This window comes from uncultured Gimesia sp., assembly GCF_937910335.1.
Classification (GTDB): Bacteria; Planctomycetota; Planctomycetia; order Planctomycetales; family Planctomycetaceae; genus Gimesia.
Genome location: NZ_CALEMX010000239.1, coordinates 1 through 24927, shown reverse-complemented (window position 1 = coordinate 24927; position 24927 = coordinate 1). Strand labels below are relative to the sequence as shown.

Genomic DNA, 24927 nt, shown 5'->3' with positions numbered 1-24927 from the left:
CTGAAAGCGAAGCTTCTTCCGACTCTATCTACCTTAAGTCTGGCTAAAGCCCTCAAGAGTGTCAACCAAACCTTCACACATATTGTAGACAATTATGCGATATCCCCATCACACGGAGCATCCTCATCCATATGAGCCCAACCAATAAAAACGCAGAACAACACTACAACAAAAGCTTTATTCTAATATACATTTAATTAAAACCGTCTTGTCGGAAAAATCCTGCTGGAAACCTTCAGCTAAATTGTTTACAATCAGACCACTTCACAGATTGTCAATGTGTTCGCCTCATCAGAAAACCACCACAGAAAAAAGTGAACTTTTTATGAGTCAAACTGAGTTTGCCCCGGATCAACGACAGCAAATCGTTGATCAGCTTCGCATGGAAATCATTACGGGACGCATTGCTGAAGGCATGCCTTTACGTGAAGTCAGTTTAGCAGAGCGATTCCAGGTGAGTCGTGCACCGATTCGCGAGGCTTTAAAACAACTTGCTCATGAAGGCATGGTCGAATCGAAGCCGAATTGTGGAATGCGTGTAGCCCCTTCCTCATCCGATTCCATGCAGGAACTCATCATTCCGCTACGGCAGACGGTGGAATCATTTGCGTTGAAATCAATCTTTGCCGACCTGAGTGAATCGGATTTTGAGGAATGGGAATTTATTTTAAGCGAAATGAAAATCGCTTGTGAAACGAAAGACTATGCATCCCTTGCGGAATTAGACATCAAGTTCCATCAGTCCATTATTTCAAAATCACCGGAACAGGGGCTGATGTCGATCTGGATCACACTGGTTTCCCGGCTACGACGCCATTTTCTTGAAGGATTCCAGAAACCCCGTGATCCGATGAAAGTTTATTATGAACACGTTGCTATCGTGGCCATGTTTCGTTCAGGAAAACTCGAACCTTCAATTCAAGCACTCGTTTCGAATATGGATTAACGCCTGCTGGGAAGCATCCAATCGAAATAAACAAACCCCTCCGCCATAGAACTTCTCTATGACCGCAGGGGTTTGGAACCGGACAAACTAAAACAGTTAGAGATTCGACATGCTCGAGTACGCATGATCCAAAGCATGACGTAAGGTCCATGCCTGTTGCGTAGGACAAGACTCATGCTTTGCGTTTGTCATAGCGTGCTCAAGCCGATTACGAACCGACTTGGGCATCTGGTCGCCGTAATCCAACATTTCATTCATGGTCTTCATGTAAACTTTAGCACAAGCACTATGATGCCCTGAATTGTAGAGCTGAACCCCGTTAGCGACGGCTTGCTTAATTTTATGACGTGCATCAGTTGCACTAAATTTCTTATCGTCCGATGGCATAATGACCGTGTCTATCACGTGAATGACACCATTTGAGGCATCGATATCAGTTGCCAATAATTTAGCTTTATTGACTTTAGCGACACCATCTTGAACTTTTATTCGAATACTTCCCCCTTGTAAAGTTTTAGCCTTCCCCGCTGCAAGTGCATCCTCTGAATAAACGCGTCCTGGTACTACATGATACTTTAGGATCGCTGCAAGCTTCTCTTTATTTTCTGGTTTCAGCAAAGATTCAACTGTGCCTTTAGGAAGTTTGGCAAAAGCGTCATCGGTAGGAGCAAAAACTGTGAGCGGACCTTTACTTGTGAGAGCTCCCGCAAGTCCAGCTGCCTTTGCTGCTGCAATCAATGTTTTAAATGTTTCTGCTTCTGAAGCGGTAACCACAATATTTTTATCGCTGGGCAGAATCACACTGTCGATCACATGAATGATTCCATTCGAACAATTGATGTCGACAGCCTCGATAATCGCCCCATCTACATTCACTTTACCGTCTTTTGCTTGAATGTTAACACGCTGACCGTTTAACGTTTTCGCACCCTTTAATTTGACTACATTTTTCGAAGCGACTTTGCCAGGTATGACATGATAAGTCAGAATGGCAATCAACTTATCTTTATTCTCTGGTTTGAGCAGTGATTCAACTGTACCCGCAGGTAATTTTTCAAATGCGGCATCCGTGGGAGCCAGGACAGTAAATGGCCCTTCCCCCTTCAATGCTCCAACGAGATCAGCCGCTCCTAAAGCAGCGGCCAGAGTCTTGAAGGAACCGGCTGAGACAGCAGTATCTACAATGTCTTTCTTGTCGGCAGCCTGAGTAAGAGTGGACGAAACCATGAATGCCAATAAGGTTAACAACGCGGCTGAGTTTTTTGAAAAGCGTTTCATCAATCTGAATCCTTGAATACTTTGAGGTAATTGACTCGATTATCTGTTTGATTGAGCTGAAACATGAGTGGCCACCACAGTCCCTTTACTATCATTACCATAGAACGACGAACTTTTTTGACCACCAGATCTTTCAAAAAAAATCGCCAATAATTATTTAGCAAAGAGCTAGATGGGAAATCAATGCACGAATCATAGACTGAAACTGACCCGCATGGTCTTCACACTTAGCAGTGCCATGAAGTGATTTCTGTCCGTCTCAAGGAAGGTCAGAGATTGATCTACAGAGATTTGAAGGGAAGAACAGATATGACACAATCTTCCTTGCCGATGGAATATACGACTTTGAGTTTTTCGTCATACTCATGCGCATAAGGGTAGGATCATTGTTTGCCTTTTGCCAAAACGGGGATGCCGAATTCCATGCCTCATCTCGGGATCACTTCTCGCAAACAATATATTGGATGACCTGTGGATCGATATCCAAACTGATCATCGTCTATTTTGTCGCGTTAAGATAAGCTAACAAATCCGCCATTTCCTGTTTGTTGATCTGCTTTTCCAGACCTTCCGGCATGAACGAAAGTTTTGAACTGATCAGCTCATCGATATCAATTCGCAACACGGTATCGCTTGTTCCATCTGCGCGGGCGATGGTAATACTGTTGGCATTTTCTGATTTAATTAACCCGGTAATGGTTCGCCCCTGTGTCGTGAGCAGTAGATAAGTCACATATTGCGGCTTGACTTCGCGATTCGGATCGAGAATGTTTAACAAGACTGCTTCCGTGCCACGGTCCTTGATCGCCTTCAAATCAGCACCCAGTTGAACTCCCACATTTTCCAGACGATGACAGGCAGAACAGGATTTCTTGAAAACCAGTTTTCCGTTTACCGGATTCCCCTTGAGCTTCAGGGAAGCCTGATATGCTTTTACAATATCAGATCGCCCCGTGAGTCGTTGTTTATGAAACAGGGAATCAGCCAGCTTCCTGATTTTTTCGTCGGAATTTTTCTTCAACAATTGCACACGTTCCGGACTGATATCTCCCGGATTGACTTCGCCTGCCTTGATGGCATTCAGCATCGTCATTAACCAGATTTTCCGGGAGAAAAGTGTTTCAATGGCACTCATTCTCAATTGTGGACTTAGGCCCGGCCAAGCTTCGAGAATTAAACCAGCGACCCGATCATCATTCACGAATCCCAATTTTGCAATCGCAGCCTGACGAACCTGAAGTGGTTGTTGTACGGATAACAATTCTTCAAAGACATCTTTTGTGTTCTCAAATTTACCGATGCTCAAAGTATCAATGGCATCAACACGTGCCTTTACAGCCAGTTTAGGATTCTGCGCCTGTTGAACGGCGGCCTGCATCATGCCTTTCAACAATTGTGCGGTCCGCGGATTCGTTGATTGAGCCAATACTTTTTTCGTTGAAGCAGAAGCGCGTGAGAGTAATCTGCGGAATAATATTTCTGAAAATTTCTGATCTGAGGAGGGCATCGCTTCGAGTGATGTCATAAACAGTTTTACATCACCCGTATTCTTTTGTGCTCCAATCTGTACTGCTAAGGCGACCAGAAAATTCTTCCCCTGCTGCTCTTTAAGAAATTCGGGGTTCTTAACGAGGATCGAAATGACCTCCGCGGCTCCTTCATTCAGCGAGCTCTGAACTGCCATTCGTATCCATTGATTGGAAATATTGCGTGTCAGGATTTCAACCAATGCTCGATTACGGGCTGAAGATTGAAAGGCACCTAACGAGAAGGCCGCTTGATACTGCACTTCCAGGGAGTCATCATTCGCCAGCGTCAGCATTTGTCGCTGGATCTCAGGCGAGGCTGTATGCCGTTCTGCTATTTGCAATGCTTGTTTTCGGACTTGAAAATTTTGATCCTGCAAGCCGTTTAGCAGTGTTTGTTCGTCTAATGATTTCAACCCTTGCAAAGACCAGAGTGCCGTTGCACGGGTAATCGGTTTGTCTGATGTTTTCACCAGCGCTTTTAGCTTATCACTAGCTGAAGTATCCTGACGTTCGAAAAGTAATCGCTGCGCGGTATCCCGGGTCCAGCCATTATCACTTTCCAGTAATGCGACGAGCTTCTCTGAAGAAAGTTTTCCGAAGTCAGGAAGAGACGGTTGTTGAAAGCCTTTCGGCACAATTCGATAGATGCGTCCTTTATCTTGCCCTCCGACTGGATCGAGGTGTTTGATGACATCTTCTGGTATGAAGGGAGCGCCTTCGATTAATTCCCGATACATGTCTAACACATAGAGTGACCCATCCGGCCCATTTTCAAATTGAACCGGACGAAACCAGACATCTGTGGAAGCGAGAAACTCCGCATCCTGATCGGCTCGCGGTGCGACGAGCGATAAGCCATCTGGTTTTGGTGCGGCAAGATACACTAAATTATTGGCTGGCTCGCCAACAAAAATGTTTCCCTGATATTTGGCTGGCCATGCACCTCCACGAAAGATCGTGATCCCAGTAGCGGCGGTAAAGAATCCAGAAGGTTTGCCTCCTTCAGAGTTTCCTTTTTTACTTTGTGAACGAATGCGAGTCCGTAAGATACGCCATGGTTCGACCTGGCTGATCCGCATTAACTTTGTATATTTGCCACCCGGAGCGATGGAAACTGGTGCCGCTGGTGGAGCAAGATAAGGATTGCGGGCAATATAACGATCATCATACATCAGTACCTGCATCGGAACACTATTTGAACATACAAAAACACGATTCCAGACTCCCAGACTCATACCGTGCTGGCCACCGCCTGTCGTTAATTCTATGGTGCGCGTTTCCGGGTCGAGAATGACATTTCGACTTTTGGTGTTATATTTTCGTTTTTGCTCATCCCCCGTAACGGTGACCAGACCACCATCGATGCCTGTGGAAAAATGAATTTTGTTATCCAGGCCCCAGCGGAATGAATTAATCATTCCTTCATCGCCCCGATCACGACCGAAGCCGGTCATCACGAGTTCTTTCACATCGGAAACTCCATCACCATTGGTGTCTTTGCAATAATAAAGATGTGGCGGTGCTCCCACAAAGACGCCACCTTTATAACTGAAGACCGCCGTCGGCAGTGTAATATCACTTAAGAACGGAAAACTTTTATCAAACGTTCCATCTCCATTTGTATCTTCCAGAAGTTTGACAGAACTATAACCCTCTTTTTTGTCATCGTTATACTCGGGCATCTCTACCACGTAAGCACGCCCCCGTGCATCAAAGCACATGGCGACCGGATCACGGACTAAAGGCTCAGCCGCAACGAGTTCAATCTGGAAATCGTCATGTAATTTGAACGACTTTAAAGACTCCTCGGGGGTTCGAGGTAGAATCCGAGGCATTTCAGAAGAATAATCAACCTTAGCTTTTGATTTTTCCTTGTCTGCTGACATCGCGGTGACTGTCAGCCCCACGATGAGTGCTGGCAAAGAAAGCATGAGTACGAAAGTCAGTCGGAAACGTTTTAAAGCTGGAAAGGATGGCATCGAATTATCCCGTAGAGGGTTCAGGAGGCAGGAACAGGGTGATATATAAAACTTTGATTATTTTAAGTTTGTTTATTATAGGGGGCTCGTAGGGGAGAAATGAAGGATTTCTTGCACAATTTGAGCGAAAAAACTCGAATCAAAGGATACTGATTCTTGAAATCTATAGAGCCCTGGAAAAAGATCGCGCTATTGCATGAGCCGTTTCAACTCATTCTGAAGCTTCAAAATCGTCGTTTCGGACTGAGGAAGGTCGATTATATTTTTCATTTCATAGGGATCATTCTGAACATCGTAAAGTTCGTCCATTCCACCCAGTTCATTGAACTGGATGTACTTCCAATGGGGCGTTCGTACCGCCTTATATCCCATTTTTACGAGACGAGGAAAAACCGTATCGCTGTTGTATTCAATCAGGAATGATTTACGCCAATCGTTCGGCTGCTCTCCCTTGAGCAAAGGTACAAGAGACTCTCCATCATATTTCTGATCAGCTTTTACGTTTGCAAAATCCAGGATCGTGGGAGCCAGATCAACGCTGACAGCAAACTGATCAATCACCGTACCTGCTTTGACCAAAGGAGGGTAGCGGACTAATAAAGGAACCCGAATACCTTCTTCATAGGGAAGTCGGCGTTCAACACTCAAACCATGTTCGCCGTACCAGTAACCATGATCGCTTGTAAATACAAAAACGGTGCTATCGAGTTGACCTTGATCCTGGAGTAGTTTCCATAACATTCCAACGCCCTCATCAATTCCGGCCAGCATTCGCAGACGGTCGCGGATCACTTCATCACTGGTTCCCGTTTCCTGGCTCAAGGGTGGCAGCCCGGAGATGGATCGCTGTAATGCGCGTTTGCCTTCGAGGTTATCCAGCACGTTCAACCGCCGCGGTATGGCGTCATTTGTGTATAATTGACTGTGTCTTTTCGCTGGCATAAACTTTGCTGCAGAGGGATCGGTAATACTGCCATCATCTCGTTGAGTGAGTTCCGGGTGCAAGGCTTTGTGCGCTATATAAATGCAAAACGGTTTCTCCCTTTTCTGCTTTACAAACGCATTCACTTTCTGATTGAGGACATCGGTGGTATGTCCGCTATGTTTGACTCGTTTGCCATTCTCATTCAACACAGGATCAAATGATGTCCCCTGCCCTTTCATACTGACCCAGTGATTGAAACCGGGACGGGCCGTATCATCATTTCCCATATGCCACTTGCCGACATAAGCAGTATCATAACCGGCTTTCTGAAGCGATTGCGGAAACGTTTTCAAAGTGTGACTGTGCTTGCTTCGATTAATATTATCAAAGATGCCATGATTGTGCGTATATTGCCCGGTCAACAGACAAGCCCGTACTGGAGAACAGAGAGGTGTTGAACAGAAGGCATTTCGAAAGCGGGCGCCTTCATGGGCAATGCGATCAATATGCGGTGTCCGAACAAAGGGATGCCCCATACAACCAATTTCGTCCCATCGCAGATCGTCCACAAGGACAACTACAATATTGGGTTTTTGCGATTGATCAGCAGCCCTGAGCAGGCCGACTTGAAACAGAACGACGAAACAAAAACAGACCATAGTTTGCAGTGATAGTAATCGGGTGAGTTGATTCACGTGTTCTGTTCCTGGATGTTAATTTCAAAATGTGATCTCAGCGGGCTCCCTGAATGGTATTGACGACCATTCAATGTATCAGACTGACAGCCTGATTCAAGTATAGCGTTTCAGACCACAATGAATCCCAAATGATCTGAAGACTCAATTTTATCAAGTATGCTTTTGAATTTTGGATGGTTATATCTCATTCGAAACCTGTCAGGGCAAAGAGAGTCATGGCTCTTTTATATCTCAAACCCTTTCGATGAGATACTCTTTCACAAATCATTGTATCGCTTGTTGCTACGATTTCCAAAAAATTAGTTACTGTTTGTACCTCTGATTAAGTAATAAATCTCATTTCTTAAGAGAAAAATAGTCGAGTTTACATTAGTTTTTCCTGATCTGATTTGTATAGAATAATGACAATCGAACCAGAACTTAATCATTGTAGCTGTCTGGTGTTCGGTCATCTCTGAATTATTCTAAGAACGACTCCGGGAGTTATTGCATGTCAGGAAAACAGATCAGCAGACCGAGCCAGTTCTCGCGATGCTGGAAAACAGGAAGTTTATGTATTGCTGTTGCGTTATCAGCTTTGATTATTCAGGGGTCTACCGATTCCGAAGCAGCGCCACGAAAAAAAGTCAAGAAGAAGCCGGCTGTGAAAAAGGCAGAACCACTGCCTCCCCGCTTTATGGTGAAATCAAAACCTGTCAGTCCCACCAAACTTATGGCAGCATTAAAGTCAGCCGAACAAATAGACAAGCTGGTTGAATCAAATTACTCCAAACATAAAGTGAAACCCAATCCGATGACGACCGACGCGGAATTCTTGCGTCGCATCTATCTGGATATTACAGGCACGATCCCCACTTATCGAGAAACACGCTACTTTCTCGCTTCACGACACCCCGACAAACGTAAGCGACTGATTGATCGATTATTGGACAGTGACGGGTATGCCAGCCACAGCTTTAATTATTGGGCTGATGTTCTGCGTTATACAGACCGCTTGAATAATAATGTCGATGGCAGCGCTTATCGACAATGGATCAAACAATCTCTGGCAGAAAACAAACCCTGGGACAAAATGGTCGAGGAAATGATTACTGCTGAAGGCTTGATCTGGGAAAATCCCGCTACCGGATATCTACAACGCGATTCCGGCATGCCTCTGGATAATATGAATAATACCGTGCGTATTTTCCTGGGAACGCGCATTGGTTGTGCCCAGTGCCATGACCATCCCTTCGATCGTTGGAAGCAAAAAGAATTCTACGAAATGGCAGCGTTCACATTTGGATCATTAACCCGTGCCAATGGTCGTGATAAACGATTCTATAAAGACAAAGAACCTGTATCACGACTACGAAAAGAATATGTCGAACTGGGACAGGAAGAAAAAGATCGCCGAAGAAATCAGGGGCGATTTAATCGCTTGATTCGCGTGAATATGATGATCGTGAATGATCAGATTAATCGCAAAATCCAACTCCCGCACGATTATGCCTATACGGATGCGAAACCAAAATCGGTCGTCAAACCCAAAACGATCTTTGGTAAACCGGCTCAAATCAAGCCGGGAGAAGCGCCGCGTAATGCATTCGCACGTTGGATGGTATCCAAAGATAATCCACGTTTTGCGCTGACGATTGCCAATCGACTTTGGACGCGTGCTTTTGGACGCGGCCAGATCGAACCAGTCGACAATTTGACTGACAACACTGTTGCTGAAAATCCTGCATTAATGAAATTTCTCGAATCGGAAATGAAACGTCTGAATTTCGATATGAAGGAATATCTGCGAATTATTTACAACTCAAAAACCTATCAGCGACAAGCCTCAACCGTGGATGTCGACTTGAGCGAAAAATATCATTTTCCAGGACCTGTTCTGCGTCGCATGACAGCCGAACAAGCCTGGGATTCCTTTTTAACTTTGGCAGTGGTCAAGCCAGAAGAGTATCGTGAATTTCCCGCCGATCTGAAATCGGAAATAATCGCTGTGAACTTGAACACAGCAACCGCTCAGGAAGTTTTGGATGCGGATAACAAAAAACGTGAGGAGATTGACCGCAAACGTTACAAACGGGAAAAGAAGTACCGCTATAAAGGACAAGTGCTGGCACGTGCTTCCGAGCTGCCATCCCCTGTTTCCGCAAGCCACTTCTTAAGAACGTTTGGCCAATCGGATCGTCAATTGATTTCAGCTTCATCAGATACCGGTTCAGTACCACAGATTCTGTTTATGTTTAATGGTCCGGTAACTCATATGATGCTGGAAAAAGGGTCCACGATTTACAATAACGTCATAGAACAAAAAAAGGTGAAAGACGGCGTCGATGTTATATTCATGACCATTTTGAATCGTAAGCCTGACAAGGATGAATCGCAGATTGCTATGAGCGAAATTGATCGTAATGGACCAGCAGGATACGGAAACGTCATCTGGTCGCTCGTAAACACACGCGAGTTCCTGTTCATTCAATAGGCATCTTACCAAGCTGACACCCAGACCTTCGAGTCCGGTCCTTTTCAATAACAAAAAATCAATTTTAATAAAATAAGAGGCATCACTAATGCGAGACCTTCTTTCTAAACTTGACGGACAAAATCGGCGACAGTTTCTTGAATATGCCGCCAAAACTTCATTAGGAGTCAGCGTCCTGCCTGTTTTCAATCAAGCCGTGCAAGCTGCTCCAGCGCGATCAAAAAAAGCTGGAGCCACAAAAGGTGGAAAAGCCAAACGCCTGATCTACCTTTATATGGCAGGTGCCATGACTCACCTTGATACGTTTGACTTGAAACCAGGTCATAAAAATCAAGGTGATACCAAAGGCATTAAAACAAACGTTCCCGGCAAAAAAATCAGTGAATTCCTGCCCACACTCGCTGAAAATTTTGACAAAATGGCTGTGATTAATTCCATGTATACGGAAACTGGTGCACATGGCCCAGGCGAATACATGATGCGTACCAGCTACAAAGAAATTGCTTCCACAAGACATCCTTCCATGGGTCCCTGGATTCAACGCTTTAAAGGTCGCCAGAACAAAAACCTTCCTGATACAGTTCTGATCAGCGCGCCTGCACGACACCCCAGTGCTGGATTTTTTGATCCTTCTTTCAGCCCGTTACCCATTGGTGACCCGAACCGTGGTCTGGAAAACACCAAGGCTCCTGCCTATATGTCTGATAATTCATTTGAAAAACGTATGGATCTGATTAATAAGTTCGATAAAAAATTTCAAAATAAGTTCAAGAACAAAAATGTTCTCGCCTATACTGATTTCTATTCTCAGGCTGCGAATCTGCTCTCCAGTGATGAACTGAAGGCTTTCGATTTGAACGAAGAAAAAGCAGAAGATCGCGACAAGTATGGCCGCAGCAGTTTTGGGCAAGGCTGCATGCTGGCTCGTCGTCTCGTCGAAAATAATGTCCGCTGCGTCGAAGTCACGTTTGGTGGCTGGGATATGCACCGCGACATATATGATGATAATATCCTGCCAACTCGTACCGGAATTCTGGATAAAGCTTTAGGTAGCCTGCTGACAGATCTGGCTGATCGTGGCCTGCTCGATGAGACACTTATCGTACTAACGACTGAATTTGGTCGTACCCCTGTCATTAACAAGAACGCTGGGCGAGACCATCACCCCGGTGTCTTCTCTGCTGCATTGATGGGTGGCGGAATCAAAGGCGGACAATTCTATGGTAAATCTGATGAAGGTGGCCATGGTGTTGAAGCGGACGGCGTATTGCCCGGCGATTTCAATGCCACCATTGCCTCTGCATTGGGACTACCTTTGGACAAAGAAATATTCTCATCCAATGGTCGCCCTTTCAAAGTAGCCCACGATGGCGAAGCCATCACAAAGCTGTTGTAAGTTCCATTGTAACTTGAAAATGCACAAAACGGCTTCCACTTTGGAAGTCGTTTTTTTGTGAGATAACACACAATAAATATTCAACGAACTTTTCGAATTCATGTAATTATAGTAGCTTCCCAAATTTTCGGAGATTATGATCAATCTACTGGTTCACGGTAAATCCATCATGATATCCTTCCAAACAGACCAGAAAACTTCGAACTGCTGAGTACATTGAATCGCTAATTTGAAACTTGAGTCCCTCCTGCTTTGCCTCAAAACTGCAACCTGAGAAAGATCATTCAAATGACGAAGGTTAGTCGTATTTCATTCCTGGTTCAGGTATTCCTCAGCCTGATTGTCTGCTGCACGATTGCTGATGCAGACGATAACTGGCTGCAACTGAAAGGCAATGAACAGCGATCGGGAAACGTTTCCCATATCTCTATTCAGCCGCCGTTAACGCTTTCAGCAACGATTCCTTTAACAGATGGTATTTACACATCACCGGTTGCCAGCAATGGAAATGTTTTTGTAGTTGACGGGTCGGGGGTTGTCTTCGCCATTGATGGCAAAACAAATCAGATTCTCTGGAAATTCGCTACACGAGGGGGATCAGGAAACTGCAGCAATGTGGCATCGCCGGCCATCATTAATCAATATCTGCATGTCGGAACCACCGCTGGTTACTATTATGTACTTGACCTGAAAAACGGCGCTGTCGTGAAAGAAATTGACTGTGGTGAGCCGATTTTTTCCGCACCAGTCGTCAATAAAAACCGAGTTTATTTCGCCACACTGGGTGCCCAGGTTTATGCCGTGGAACCAGATGGTACAGTTGTCTGGACATGGGACTTTGTAAAAGAAGTAGTTCAGTTCAAAGGAAATCGCTGGAGCGGTGCAGACTGGCTCGCCCATCGCAAAGATCGAGTGACATGGCGCGATCACTTTGTCTGCTCGCGCGATATTTGCCTGGCTGGAAATACCATTGTGATTCCGGCAGGAGGCCGCACTGTATTTCTCGAAGATGCAGGAACGAAGCCACGCCTGCGTTCGGTAGGTGAGATTCCCAAGTACGCAGGCTCCGAATTTCCTGCAACCTTTGGTCAAAGCGCCGATGAAGCAGGCAATGTCTATGTGCAATGGCATCGACGTGATAACGCAGGCCGTGTCGAAAAGCTGCGACTCGAAGGAGACAAACTTCAGGCAGACTATATCAAAGGCACTCAAACTTCCATTCGAGATCCCGGATTGTTGAGTTTTGCTTCAGTAAGCATCCGTGGCAATGATGTGTATCGCGTTCGCCCGGAAGCAGGTCTAGGATTGTGTCGCCATGCTATCGGTGAAGAAAAAACCGAAGTACTCTGCAAAGCCGCTTCCGTTTGCTCCCCCGTTTTAACGCGTGATCATGCCATCTATGGTGGCCTGGATGGGAAGCTGTACGTTGTCCCTCTCAAGGGGGGTAAGACGTTGACTTTCACGACTACCTTTGATGCCCCCATCACAGCGCCCGTCGCGATAGCCAATAAAAAGATCTATGTTCCTTGCGAAGATGGATATCTCTATGTTCTGAATGCAGACTCTACAGCGTCACAACCAGAAACGTTTTCAACTCCTCAACGGGACTTACAGATCTGGAAAATACGCAGCCCGCTGAAAGGTCCGCTGGCTGATCCCAAATTTGACTGGTACACGAATTACGGTGACTTCGGTGGAACCAACGCTAACTCGCAAGGTTTGAAACCACCGCTCCGCATGCGCTGGGCACGCCGACTGGAAGGAACCGTAAAACATCTCCCGGTCTGCGGAGGCGGGCGGCTTTACACACATACTGCGGAAGGTCAAATTATTGCCGTCGAACAGGATACCGGCCGACTGTTATGGAGACGCTATTGGCCAGACGTCTATTTGTCTTTCACCTCACCACTTTACATTAATGGAAAACTGCTGATCCCACAGGCGGGCATTAAAAAATCACGAATGCGCTGCCTGGATGCGGCTACCGGGAAACTACTCTGGGAAGCCCCTTTTACAGGTTCTCCAAGCTGGAGCCGACAATTCCCACCAGTTGTTCACGGTAACATCGCAATCTACGCTTCAGGTTCGGGAGAATATGCAACACAGGGAACAGAAAAAGCATTCACCTTCGGAGGCAAACCAGCAGTCAAATCCGATGGACGCGAAGTAATGAGTTGGATTTATTCGAACGATAACCCCTATTATCCTAAGGATCACCGCCCCCGACTCTGGGCCTGGGACTTGGATACGGGTAAAGTCGTCTGGGAAAAAGATTTTTCAAAATATGGACGAGGCGGCAATGACTGTGGTATCGCTGTACTTGATGGAAAACTGTATTACTCAACATTCTTTGGCTATGCCAGCAGCCAACGTCAGCGGCGTGGCCTGCCAGTAGAAAATAACGGAATCACTGCTTGCCTTGACCCTAAAACAGGCAAGGTTGTGTGGTTGACGAACAAATATTATGTCACATCCAAATGCACGCTGAGTGCACGCGACGGCCGAATTTATATCGGCGGTTATAACCGGGCAAACGAAAAGACTCAGGATCGGTTTGTCTGGTGCCTGGACGCGAAAGACGGCTCGTTAGTCTGGAAATCAGATGCTGTTACGTCAGCACTGAATGTCGTCACCGTTGGAAAAGACTATATCTTCTCGAACGCGTTGCGAGGCAAAGGAAACGTATTTGACCATCAAACTGGTAAGGTTGTTAACAGTATTGGCCATAACTATGCCTGTTGTCGCTTTACCCTTTCCGAGCCGTACGTTCTCGGAGCGAATATGGATATGATTGATCTGTCTGATAACGGTAAACTGGTTTCCACGGGGCCTGCCATTGATTCTCGTGAGTGTCTGGGAGCCGTCGTTTCGAATGGGCGGATTTTTTATACATCGCAGGCGAGTGGTTTTATCGTCTCACAAACCTTCGGAGAGAATTCAAAAAAACTGCCCGCAGTCTGGGAAAGACCCTGAGATAGAAAGGCTCGTTTTTTACTAAATACAGTGTCCAGGTTAAGAACTGATGAAAATCAGGCCTGAATCAAGATTATTGGTAGTCGTGACTGAGTAAGAACCATACAATTTGCCAACCTCGTAAGAGAAGAAAAAAGGCCCAGTGGTTTGCACTCCTCTTTCACTCACATTAAAATTCATGGATACGTCAGTATTGATGTATCCGCCCCTGCCTCTGCAGGATTTTTTGTCAAGTATTGTAACCCTAAGGAGAAATACATGAAAAGTCTGCTTACACTCTCAGTAGCGTTGATGTTCGTTGCCGCCAGTTCTATTAGTTCTGCAGCAGAACTGAATTCCGGTATCGAAGTTGGTGGAAGACCAGGAGCATATACCGTCAATGATTGCACGGGTCCTAACGCTGGTAAATCACTCTGCTATCGTTGCAGCTATGGTGGACGACCCGTGGTCAACATCTTCGCTCGTGAAATGAATGGCGATGTCCAGGAATTGATTGCGAAAATTGATGCAAAAGTCGGCCAAAACCGAGATCAGAAAATGGCAGCATTTGTCGTACATCTGACTGACGATGCAGACGCTTCCAGCAAAACACTCAAAAAGATTGCTGACAGCAAGAAGATCAAGAACACACCACTCACTAATTTCGAAGGCGAAGCAGGTCCCTCTTCGTACAAAATTTCCAAAGATGCCGACATTACTGTTTTAATGTGGGTCAAAGGAAAAGTGATGGTCAATCACGCTATGAAGAAGAGTGATTTATCCAAAGACAAAATCAGTAAAATCGTTAAGGATACTTCCAAGATCCTCAACTAATGATTTTACACTATCATCGATAGAATGAGTAAACCCCGCTTTCCCAAAATGGTTAGCGGGGTTTCTATTTCCCGCCACGTCAGACCAATACGAATTCTCACATTTCGTAAAGGGGTTGTCATGTATCTCATGCGTAAATCCGTTCGATTTTTCCAGCCTCTGACCATCCTCTGTGCAATCTGTCTGTTGATAAATATACAACATGCAAACGCTGGTCAATCAAACAGTCTGATGGATATCTCAACAGACGGAAAACTACTTGCCTGTTCCAATCGTGATAACGGTTCGGTCAGCATTATCGATTTGAAATCGCATAAAATATTAAGCGAAATTAAAGTCGGCAAACATCCCGAAGGAGTCAGCTTCCTGGGTAAAACCCACCTGTTAGTAACTGCCGTCTATGATGAAGACCTGGTTGTCTTTCTTGATGCTGACGCTGGTAAACAAATTGGCCAGACAGAAGTATTCGATGAACCCTATGGTGTTGTTTCCACAAAAGACGGTAAAAAAATATTCGTCACGTTGGATTATCCTGGACGGATTGTGGAAATTGATACAAATTCGAAAAAGGTCACTCGGGAATTTTCGTCAGGAAAACACTTGCGCGGCATCGCCATCTCTAATGACGATCAGAATCTTTTTACAACAGAATATTATACAGCCCTGGTTCGTCAAATTGATTTAACCAATGGAAGTACGATTGACGAGTGGCCCGGCGGAAGTACAGACAACCTTTCACGGCAGATCACGTTACATCCCCATAGGGCGAAAGCCTACCTGCCACATATTCGCTCCCGGATTACGGTAGCACACGGCGCCGGCTCCATCTTTCCCATTGTTTCGATTGTCGATACAAAATCGGGGGAAGGAAAACGACGACGAAAAATACCCATGGACTCTTTTCAAGGAGCTCGCGTCACTTCAAATCCATGGGATACTGCCATCACTCCCGACGGAAAAACATTCTTCGTCGTCTTTGCAGGTACAGATGACCTGTATGTCTGCAATGTCATCGATGACGACTATCGCGAATTGACATTTCGCGCTTCACTCAGACTCGGACACAACCCCCGTGCGGTACGCGTGGCACCCAATGGTAAAACGTTTTATGTCTACAACGCACTCGACTTTAATGTCGTGGCATACGATACAAGAACTCTTCGACCGCAGGCGATAATTGATGTTGCAAGTAATCCATTGGGAGAGGAAATCCTGCTGGGAAAACGACTGTTTTATACAGCTCTACAACCCATGTCCAGCCGCCTCTGGATTTCCTGTGCGAGTTGTCATCCGGATGGACAACCAGATGGAAAAACCTGGCATAATCCCGAAGGATTAAGAAATACTCAATCACTGGCTGGCATGGCATGGACTCACCCTATCCACTGGTCAGCAGACCGTGATGAAGTTCAAGATTTCGAACATACCATCCGCGGACCTTTGATGCAGGGAAATGGATTGGTAAGGGGTAGAATAAATCCTTCGTTGGCAGCTCCTAATAAAGGATTATCGCGGGCCCTGGATGCGATGTCTGCTTACTCAAACACCCATAAATTCACATTGAGCCCGCATGCCAAAAAAGGACTCAACCCGTCAGCGGAACGTGGTCGCAAGCTGTTCTTCTCGAAACAAACGCAATGTGCAACTTGCCATACTGGTCCCTTTTTAACAGATTCCGTTCCTTCAAAGAAATTCATCCGCCACGATGTCGGCACCGCGGTTGACAATCCCGGTGAAGAGATGGGCCCCGCCTATGATACCCCGACTCTCCTCGGCGTATATCGCACTGCCCCTTATCTTTCACATGGTAAAGCACAAACACTCGAAGATGTTTTCACAAAATATAATCATGACGACAAACATGGAAAAACGAGCCAGCTTTCAAAGCAGGATATTTCAGATCTCGCTGAATACTTAAAGGCACTACCCTACGAAGACCCGATCCCCAAAGCCAAAGCCGCCGGCCTGGTCAAAGTTGAGAAGTAATATCGAAAGCATTTTTTCCCGCCAATATATACCAAGAAAGAGTTTTCAAATGCCGGCGAAATTAATCTGTTTTGTAGTCAGCCTGATCTTCCTGCACGGTTGTAATCAGAATTCAACTGCCCCCACAGCGCCTCCAAAAACTGAAGCGGCTCCCGAACCTGTCTCAACAACATTGGAAGCGAAACAGCCCGCCATTCCCGGTGCACAATCATTTAAAAAAGATGGCGTGACTGCGGAAATTGCCAGCTGGGACGATACTCAGAAGTTCATTGCGAAACAAAAAGGAAAAGTTGTTGTCGTTGATCTCTGGTCAACATGGTGTGAACCCTGCCTGCGTGAATTCCCACAACTGGTTGCATTACAAAAGAAATATCCTGAAAAAGTCGTCTGCATCTCGTTCAATTTAAACTACGATGGCAGCAAGAATTCTCCACCCGAATCAAACAGTGAAGAACTGATGGAATACTTCGCTAAACAAAAAGCGGATATCATCAATATCATATCGAGCACTCCGGATGAGAAGCTGTATGAAAGTATCAATCTCGCTGCAATCCCGGCAGCTTATGTGTACGGCACTGATGGCAAATTGATCAAACGATTCGATAACGAAAAGCAGGAGTACGGTAAAGAAGGTTTCACATATGAAAAAGATATTGAACCGATGATTGACAAACTGCTGAAAACAAATCAATAGCCAGAATCGGTTCCAGTTTAAGAGACCGATGCGAATCGGCAGCCCAAGTGAAATCGTTATCGTTGCACAACCCCATGTTCAGAATGTAGCTGCGAGACAACATAATCCATCAACTGCTGTGCTTCCCCGGATGTGAGAGAGTAGGTCTCATCACGGAACAGCATCCGAATCGTTAAGCTCTTTGCATCCGCGCCGACACTTTCGCCGACGAAGGTATCGATGCAGATCACACTTTCGAGTTTTGGTTGCAAAGAGAATGAGGAGTCGGTCTCTTTGCGTGGTTCTGCTTCCAGATTCGAAACGGCAGCCTCAAATGCGTTTTCCAGTGATTTCGCAATTTCTGCATAGCGTAAACCGATGGGAACGACGATAGAAATATCGCGGGCAACGACTTGCGTTCGCGCCAGACCGGCAAATATTTTCGCAGGGGATTTGACTGTCATTAAAGTCGAAATATCTAATTCCATGCCATACAGGGTCACACGCGCCCGGTCTTTGATCCCTAATGCATTCAGATCAATTCTTCCAAGGGCACCGATTCGCTGACTACCATGTTTGATGACGGCATACTCTTCGCCACGATACCCCTTGGCCGCCGAATCACTTTCGTAAGTAATTCCTTCCACAGAGAGATGAGCGAGAAGATTTTGTACCAACCCTTTTGCCCGCAAGAAATCGATTTCCTTTTCGGATGCAATCCAGGCAGAGTCATTGACGGCCCCTCCAACCACACCACCGATCATCCAGCGTTCATCGATTTCATTATCGTTTGATCGAAATGTGCGATCGACTTCAAAGAACCGAAAACTACTCGCACCACGCCGGGCATTTCGCTCTACGACTTCAACTAAACTACCAACCAGACTCTGGCGGAGCGTCGTCATCTCCTTGGAAATCGGATTCTGAACCTGAATCGATTCTCCCTGCCATTGACTGAATGACAATGCAATTTGTTCGGTTGTCAGCGGAGGTGTACGACATTCCAGAAAGCCATTGCTCGTCAGGAAAGAGCCAATTTTCGTTCTGAGCCCATCGGTCTCTGATACACGACCTTTGGTAGTTGTCGCCACCATCGGCTTCATTTTGATGCTATCGTAACGTAAAAGACGGGCCACATCTTCAGCAAGCACCACTTCATTATTCACATCTACGCGCCAGGTCGGCACTGATATGGTAAGATTGTCATCGTGAGTCATTTCCAGTTTGGTAAGACATTCTTCAATCTGTCGATCGCTGATGTCTGTCCCCAACAACTTTGAAAACCGTTTGGAACTCAAAGCGAATGTCGTCCGCTGTCGAACATTGGGATAAGAATCGGTTATACCGGAAGCAGGTTTGGCACCCGAAAGTTCTACATCCTGAAGCAGCTCACTTGCGCGATTGAAAGCACCACTCAACATATCATTCGGGTCAGTCCCACGCTCGAATCGATAAGAAGAATCGGTGCTGATACGTAGCTTACGTGATGAGGTTCGAATACACACGGGATCAAAACAGGCCGCTTCCAGCAAAATTCGTTTCGAATCGGCAGTTGTTTGCGAATCCCAGCCTCCCATAATTCCCGCTAGGGCAATCGGTTTCTCGGCGTCGGCAATCACTAACGGTTGATGTGTGCCATCAACTTCAGACTCATCCAGCAGTTTTAGTTTTTCAGCCGATGACATGCGGCGCACTTCAATTCGATTTCCTTTTAATGCATCGAAATCGAATGCGTGCAATGGTTGTCCCCATTCCAGCATCACAAAGTTAGTAATATCCACCACGTTATTAATAGGGCGCAAACCCGCTGTTTGTAGACGACTCTTAAGCCAATGCGGTGAGCTGCGTACCTGGACTCCGTCGAATACCTGACAGGCATAGCGGGTACATAGGGAAGCATCGTCAATTTCGACTGCTACAGTTTCCCCTTGTTGGGCAGACGCATTCATCTCACGGCTGGAAGGATATTTCAATTCCATATCAAGCACGGCAGCGACTTCGCGGGCAACGCCAATCATTCCCAGACAGTCGGGACGATTTGGTAAAACAGAAACTTCAACCAGTGATTCCTGAATCGAAGATACGGAAGACAGACTCTCTCCTAAAGCCGCTTCATCTTTAAATACCTGTAAGCCTGATGACCTGGCAATCAATCCCATTTCGCCATCCAGACAAATCATGCCTTCAGAGCGAATTCCTTTGAAATTCCCTTCAGCAATCAAAGCACCACTGGGAAGCTTCGTCCCGGCGGTCGCCACGGGAATTCCCCAGCCAAGCTCAACTGGATGCTCAGAGGCACAGACAACTGTAATCAGCTTGCCTTTTTGAATTTCAATCTGGCACTCATACAATTTCCCGGCATCGCCTAATGCTTTCTTTTCCCGAATAAAACCGATCCTGATCGGCTCCAGGGCGTGCGACAGGTCATGCTCTTCTTCCACTTCCAGACCAACAGTCATGAAAGCATCAAGCAGTTCGCTCTCTTTGCAATCCGCCGATAAATAATCGCGCAACCAACCAGTATTTATATGCATCTTAGTCTCTCTATGCCAGAAATATCGTGCCAGTTTCCATCAGGAAAAGATCGTTAAAACTGACGCAAAAACGCTTCTTCATTTTCGTACATCAGCCTGATATCAGTGATCCCATGTCGAATCATTGCCATGCGATCCAATCCTAAGCCGAATGCAAAGCCCTGCCATTTTTCAGAGTCCACTCCGCCGGCCTGCAGCACTTCAGGCCGAATCATTCCTGCCCCCAGAATTTCCAACCACTTGCCATTAAACATGACGTCGACTTCAGCACTGGGAGTCGTGAAAGGGAAATAACTGGGACGAAATCGGAGTTGAACATCTTCGCCAAACAACGCACTGGCTAATTGATATAAGACCCATTTCAAATCAGCAAAACTAATATTCTGATCAATGGCAATCACATCTAGTTGATGAAATATGGGAAAGTGCGAGGCATCGATTTCATCCCGCCGATAACAGCGACCGGATGTCATCGCCCGCAATGGTGGGGGCCCGAAATTCTTCATGGCCCGTGTTTGAAACGCGGAAGTATGTGTTCGTAAAACATTGCCTGCTGTCGTATAAAACGAATCATGCATATCTCGCGCCGGATGCCAGTCCGGCGTATTGAGTGCATCGAAATTATAATATTCGGACTCCACCTCAGGATAATCGTCATAGCGAAATCCTAGTCCGACCAGAATCGCTTTCACTTCTTCCATCGTTGTGGTCAGCGGATGGCGATGGCCGGGCAGTGCACAAACACCGGGCAAAGTGACATCAATCGCCTCGAGATCAGGACCTGAATTCTCGCTTGCTTCAAGAGCGGTTTTCTTTTCAGCGAGCGCGCCTTGAATGCTCTGCTTGATCCCGTTGAGCTTTTTACCAAACTCACGTTTTTCCTCGGGCGACAATGACTTCAACTCAGCTTGCAGGGATTTCAGTTTCCCTTTTTTACCCAGATATTGAACGCGGACTTCATCCAATTCGGAAAGAGTTTCTGCCGCAGCGATGCTTTTCAGAGCGTCTTCTACCAGCTCGTCGTTTTGATCGGACATTTGATTTCTTCAGATTCTCGAATTCTCTGTTAGTAGATTCGTTACTTCACGAAGCCACAATCCGTCCATATCTCATGAATTGATAACGAGTTGCGCGCAAAGTTCACTCAAGATCGGGATTGTAACTATTCCGATGAATTTCTGCAACCACCCTATAAAAACAGGCGGATTCGGTTTCAACAGAAGCCGTGTGCAGCGTTGTGCTTATTGATTCCGGTCATTCGCCGGTGGAGTGCGCGAAGGAGATGATACTCACGCTGCCGGGGTCGGTTTTGATTTCCGGGCAATCGTCAATGGATTCAACCAGCGTTTTCCCTTACACGCCCATTTCCGGCATATGGAGCCACAGTGTTTCGACGACTTCTGGTATGTCAAATTACCATGAAGGATCCCAGTCGATATTTTCATGTGTTTTCTGGCTACCTGCAGCGTTATATATTTCTATGCCATTTAATTTTTCAGTGAGGATATGGCGAGCAACATCTGCTGTTGCAAATATTTGATCTTCTTCAGGAACAGTAAACATGGCTGATTTCGGTAATTTATCTTCTAGAAATATAAAACTAGAATATCCTATATTTTCTCCATATCTAACCTCTTGGCTGAGTTTTTTGTCTAAGCAATCAATTTCCCCAATTTTCCTTGGAATAAAATATTTGACACGATTTAGTGTACAAGGCCAAAAATCAAACATTCCATTACAATACGGTCGCACTACCTCAGTCAATTTCTCTGAAATAATTCCCCAAGAATTAGATGTAAAAAAGAAATCCCAATTCGTAGCATCTGGATGATTTGCAACAACAATTTGATTGGGTGAAATATCTGAATGAACCGGGCCGGATCCATAAAACCAATAGTTTGTATTCAGTTTATCCCATTCAATCTGAGATTTCTCTTCATCAATAGCGGGTGTTGAGTCTGAGTCTGTTGGAATCAACATTGCAACATGCCTCATGACATTTCCTTAATCTTTCAACAGGGATAATTCAACAGCTTGGATTCAGACTATCAGTTACCGAAAGGACGCAGTTGCCCCGCAGAGTCGCAGAGTTGTTTCCAATCTCTTGTCGTTATTTGAGATACTCTCCGTTAGAGGAGTGTCGCCCTCATTACTTCGAGCGTTGGGATCTGCACCGGCCGCCAACAGAATCAGAGAAGCTTCAAGCTGTCGATTACCGACTGCTACAATCAATGGCGTAAAGTCTCCTGGCTCCCGTACACCTTCAACATCTGCCCCACTACGTAACAGGAGGGTAACAGCTTCTAGTGGACCGCCTTCGGCCAGTTCTTCAATCGCCGATTTTAGTGGAACCCACGTTGGTGAATCTGACTGGGGTATATTCGGATTCACTCCTTGAGCAAGCAATTTCTCTAACCGCTGAAGGTTATGATCCTCAATCACATCAAAAATGTCCATTGTTGTATCCTACACCTTTACCAACGCGATAAGCGTGATCGCCGTCGACTTCGATATTGTAGACGCGTTCGGTTGAACGGTCCAGATGGCGGTTCGTGTTAGAGCTGAAATGCACCAATACGAGCCATATCAGTCCGAGTTACTCCACTTCCTGTTTATCCCATTCATCGCGATGCTTCTTGATCGCGGGCATGACGAGTTGCTCAAGTAGGTGCTCGTCGCTTACCTCTCGACCCTCTGAGCGAGACAACGCAGCGATAGGTTTTGCTTCCTTCAAAGTAAGATAGAATGCGGATCTGAAGTAGCCTAGTATGTCCACGATATGCACTTCGTCATTGCCCAACAACAGTTTCAGTTCGTTGAACATGCAAGTTACTGTGTAGCCTTCACGGGCGAAATCTCGCAGACGGTCTACTACTTCATGTTCGTTCATTTCAGGATTCTCCGATTCATAGGGCAATCGTACCCAGGTGAATTACAGCAAACGGTTAATTCTTCTACCAAGTGCTCTTCAGCCACAGATTCGCGCCAGATTTGATGTCCGCCGTTGGTGTGAAACCACATGAATTCACTCATCCTGATTTAACCGTCGATGATACCGTGTACCACCTCGCCGTAAACATCAGTCAAACGGAAATCGCGGCCCGCATAACGATACGTCAGCTTCTTATGATCCATGCCCATCAAATGCAACAGCGTCGCGTGCAGGTCGTGGATATGAACTTTATCGCGGGTGGCATAATAACCGTACTCATCGGTGGCACCATGTACGTGACCCCGTTTCACCCCAGCTCCGGCAAGCCACATCGAATACCCTTGAGGATTATGATCGCGTCCATTTGTCCCTTGCGCGATCGGCGTGCGTCCGAATTCGCCGCCCCACACCACAAGTGTGTCTTCCAGCAATCCCCGCTGTTTCAAATCGGCCAGTAAACCGGCTATTGGTTTATCCACACTCTGAGAGTTACGTTCGTGGCCTTTTTTCAAGCCACTGTGCTGATCCCATTTGTTGTTTCCTAAAGCAACTTCAATATAACGCACACCCGCTTCCGCAAATCGACGGGCCATCAGACATTGACGACCAAAGTTTTCAGTGGTCTTCTCGTTGATCCCGTATAATTCTTGTGTCTCCTTCGTTTCCGATGTCAAATCCATCAAAGTAGGAACTTCCGATTGCATGCGGAAGGCCAACTCATACGAATTGATCACACCTTCGATTTCATTATCGACCTGAACTTGCTTGAGATGCCTTTGGTTCATCGCCTGCAATAAGCCAAGCTGTTTGCGTTGCTGTTCCTCTGAAGAAGTATTATTCGCCAGAAAACGAATACTGGCTTCCTTGGCGGCAGTATCGGCATCGCCAATGGCCGTACCCTGATAGACGGCTGGCAAAAACGCACTCCCAAAATTCCTGACGCCTCCATGACCCCGTGAAGGACAAATTGAAATGAAACCAGGTAGATCATTATTTTCCGTTCCCAGACCATATACCATCCAGGAACCTACAGAAGGGCGCACCAGACTGTCCGAACCGGTATGCAGCTTCATCACTGCCTGCCCATGCGACTGACCATTCGTATGCATCGAATTAATCACACAGAGATCATCTGCATGATCAGCGACGTTATCAAACAATTCCGAGATCCAAAGCCCACTCTCTCCCCGTTGTTTGAACTTCCAGGGAGATTTCATCAATCGCAAGTTTTCCTGCGATGATTGTTCAATGTTCTTCGCCGCCTTGAAAGGCAGCCGCTTGCCATCCTCTTTATTCAAACGCGGTTTGTAATCGAATGTATCCACCTGGCTTGGGCCGCCATGCATGAATAAAAAAATCACTCGCTTGGCGCGCGGCGCGAAATGCGGCGTTTTTGACAGCAAGGGAGATTGTGACTTCAAAGCCGCCTCAGAACTCAATCCCGCCAACGCCAGATAACCAAATCCGCCAGCCGATGACTTCAACATTTGTCGTCGCGAAATATTGAATGATTCCATAGCAGCTCTATCTTTTTATCAAGGTGAATTCAAACTGATATTATAAAACGAATTTCAATTTAAAAAACGAAATTCGGTGGAGGCAAACAGTATCTGACAATAGGATGTCCAGGCCTGAAGTTGCACTTCAGCTTTATTCGAATTTCCTTTCGTTTTCGAACTCACCAAAGATTGAATGTACTTCAACGCTTCAGCCTGCTCGGTCGCGTTTGCTTCACGACCCATACACGCAAGGTATAACTGGGATATTTTCTCTTGGTCTGTTTTATCGGCTG

The 24927-nt window shown here is 46.0% G+C and carries 18 protein-coding genes; 7 read left to right on the top strand and 11 right to left on the bottom strand.

Annotated elements, in window-relative coordinates:
* Positions 1-325 precede the first annotated feature (325 nt).
* A complete protein-coding gene (locus Q0668_RS09570; protein ID WP_298863441.1) occupies positions 326-946 on the top strand; it encodes a GntR family transcriptional regulator in 621 nt (206 codons plus the stop codon).
* A gap of 96 nt (positions 947-1042) precedes the next feature.
* Here Q0668_RS09570 and Q0668_RS09565 read toward each other — a convergent pair whose 3' ends face one another.
* The 3 genes from Q0668_RS09565 to Q0668_RS09555 all read right to left on the bottom strand — a co-directional run bounded on the left by Q0668_RS09565 (position 1043) and on the right by Q0668_RS09555 (position 7352).
* The gene (locus Q0668_RS09565) at positions 1043-2224 is read right to left on the bottom strand and encodes a fasciclin domain-containing protein (RefSeq protein WP_298863439.1); all 1182 of its coding nucleotides are present in this window, start codon (positions 2222-2224) and stop codon (positions 1043-1045) included.
* Positions 2225-2723: 499 nt separating this feature from the next.
* The gene (locus Q0668_RS09560; protein WP_298863436.1) at positions 2724-5732 is read right to left on the bottom strand and encodes a PVC-type heme-binding CxxCH protein; all 3009 of its coding nucleotides are present in this window, start codon (positions 5730-5732) and stop codon (positions 2724-2726) included.
* Between the two features lie 189 nt (positions 5733-5921).
* Positions 5922-7352, bottom strand: a complete 1431-nt coding sequence (locus Q0668_RS09555) for a sulfatase (protein ID WP_298863433.1) — start codon at positions 7350-7352, stop codon at positions 5922-5924.
* A gap of 493 nt (positions 7353-7845) precedes the next feature.
* On the opposite strand from Q0668_RS09555, the gene Q0668_RS09550 reads away from it, so the two are divergent.
* The 6 genes from Q0668_RS09550 to Q0668_RS09525 all read left to right on the top strand — a co-directional run bounded on the left by Q0668_RS09550 (position 7846) and on the right by Q0668_RS09525 (position 17690).
* The gene (locus tag Q0668_RS09550; RefSeq protein ID WP_298863431.1) at positions 7846-9828 is read left to right on the top strand and encodes a DUF1549 domain-containing protein; all 1983 of its coding nucleotides are present in this window, start codon (positions 7846-7848) and stop codon (positions 9826-9828) included.
* A gap of 88 nt (positions 9829-9916) precedes the next feature.
* Positions 9917-11224: a DUF1501 domain-containing protein gene (locus Q0668_RS09545; RefSeq protein ID WP_298863429.1), complete on the top strand. Its 1308-nt coding sequence runs from the start codon at positions 9917-9919 to the stop codon at positions 11222-11224.
* A 288-nt stretch (positions 11225-11512) separates the two neighbouring features.
* Entirely contained in the window at positions 11513-14197 is a 2685-nt protein-coding gene (locus Q0668_RS09540) for a PQQ-binding-like beta-propeller repeat protein (protein ID WP_298863426.1), read from the top strand.
* Between the two features lie 258 nt (positions 14198-14455).
* The gene (locus Q0668_RS09535; RefSeq protein ID WP_298863423.1) at positions 14456-15010 is read left to right on the top strand and encodes a hypothetical protein; all 555 of its coding nucleotides are present in this window, start codon (positions 14456-14458) and stop codon (positions 15008-15010) included.
* Between the two features lie 129 nt (positions 15011-15139).
* Entirely contained in the window at positions 15140-16996 is a 1857-nt protein-coding gene (locus Q0668_RS09530) for a beta-propeller fold lactonase family protein (RefSeq protein ID WP_298863420.1), read from the top strand.
* A gap of 49 nt (positions 16997-17045) precedes the next feature.
* Entirely contained in the window at positions 17046-17690 is a 645-nt protein-coding gene (locus Q0668_RS09525) for a TlpA disulfide reductase family protein (RefSeq protein ID WP_298863417.1), read from the top strand.
* A 56-nt stretch (positions 17691-17746) separates the two neighbouring features.
* On the opposite strand, the gene pheT is transcribed toward Q0668_RS09525, so the two are convergent.
* The 8 genes from pheT to Q0668_RS09485 all read right to left on the bottom strand — a co-directional run.
* Complete coding sequence (gene pheT, locus Q0668_RS09520; protein ID WP_298863414.1) at positions 17747-20203, bottom strand: phenylalanine--tRNA ligase subunit beta; 2457 nt, start codon at positions 20201-20203, stop codon at positions 17747-17749.
* Positions 20204-20256: 53 nt separating this feature from the next.
* Positions 20257-21240, bottom strand: a complete 984-nt coding sequence (gene pheS, locus Q0668_RS09515) for a phenylalanine--tRNA ligase subunit alpha (RefSeq protein WP_298863411.1) — start codon at positions 21238-21240, stop codon at positions 20257-20259.
* A gap of 376 nt (positions 21241-21616) precedes the next feature.
* A complete protein-coding gene (locus Q0668_RS09510) occupies positions 21617-22198 on the bottom strand; it encodes a hypothetical protein (protein ID WP_298863408.1) in 582 nt (193 codons plus the stop codon).
* 57 nt (positions 22199-22255) lie between these two features.
* Positions 22256-22660: an ankyrin repeat domain-containing protein gene (locus Q0668_RS09505; protein ID WP_298863406.1), complete on the bottom strand. Its 405-nt coding sequence runs from the start codon at positions 22658-22660 to the stop codon at positions 22256-22258.
* Positions 22647-22775, bottom strand: coding sequence for a hypothetical protein (locus Q0668_RS09500; protein WP_298863404.1), 129 nt, complete (start codon positions 22773-22775; stop codon positions 22647-22649). The genes Q0668_RS09505 and Q0668_RS09500 overlap by 14 nt, the downstream gene beginning before the upstream one ends.
* A gap of 24 nt (positions 22776-22799) precedes the next feature.
* Positions 22800-23093, bottom strand: coding sequence for a hypothetical protein (locus tag Q0668_RS09495; protein ID WP_298863402.1), 294 nt, complete (start codon positions 23091-23093; stop codon positions 22800-22802).
* 149 nt (positions 23094-23242) lie between these two features.
* Positions 23243-24652 (bottom strand): DUF1501 domain-containing protein, encoded by a 1410-nt coding sequence (locus Q0668_RS09490; protein WP_298863400.1) that lies wholly within the window; start codon positions 24650-24652, stop codon positions 23243-23245.
* 54 nt (positions 24653-24706) lie between these two features.
* The coding region (locus tag Q0668_RS09485; protein WP_298863397.1) for a hypothetical protein at positions 24707-24927 on the bottom strand (221 nt) is incomplete at its 5' end.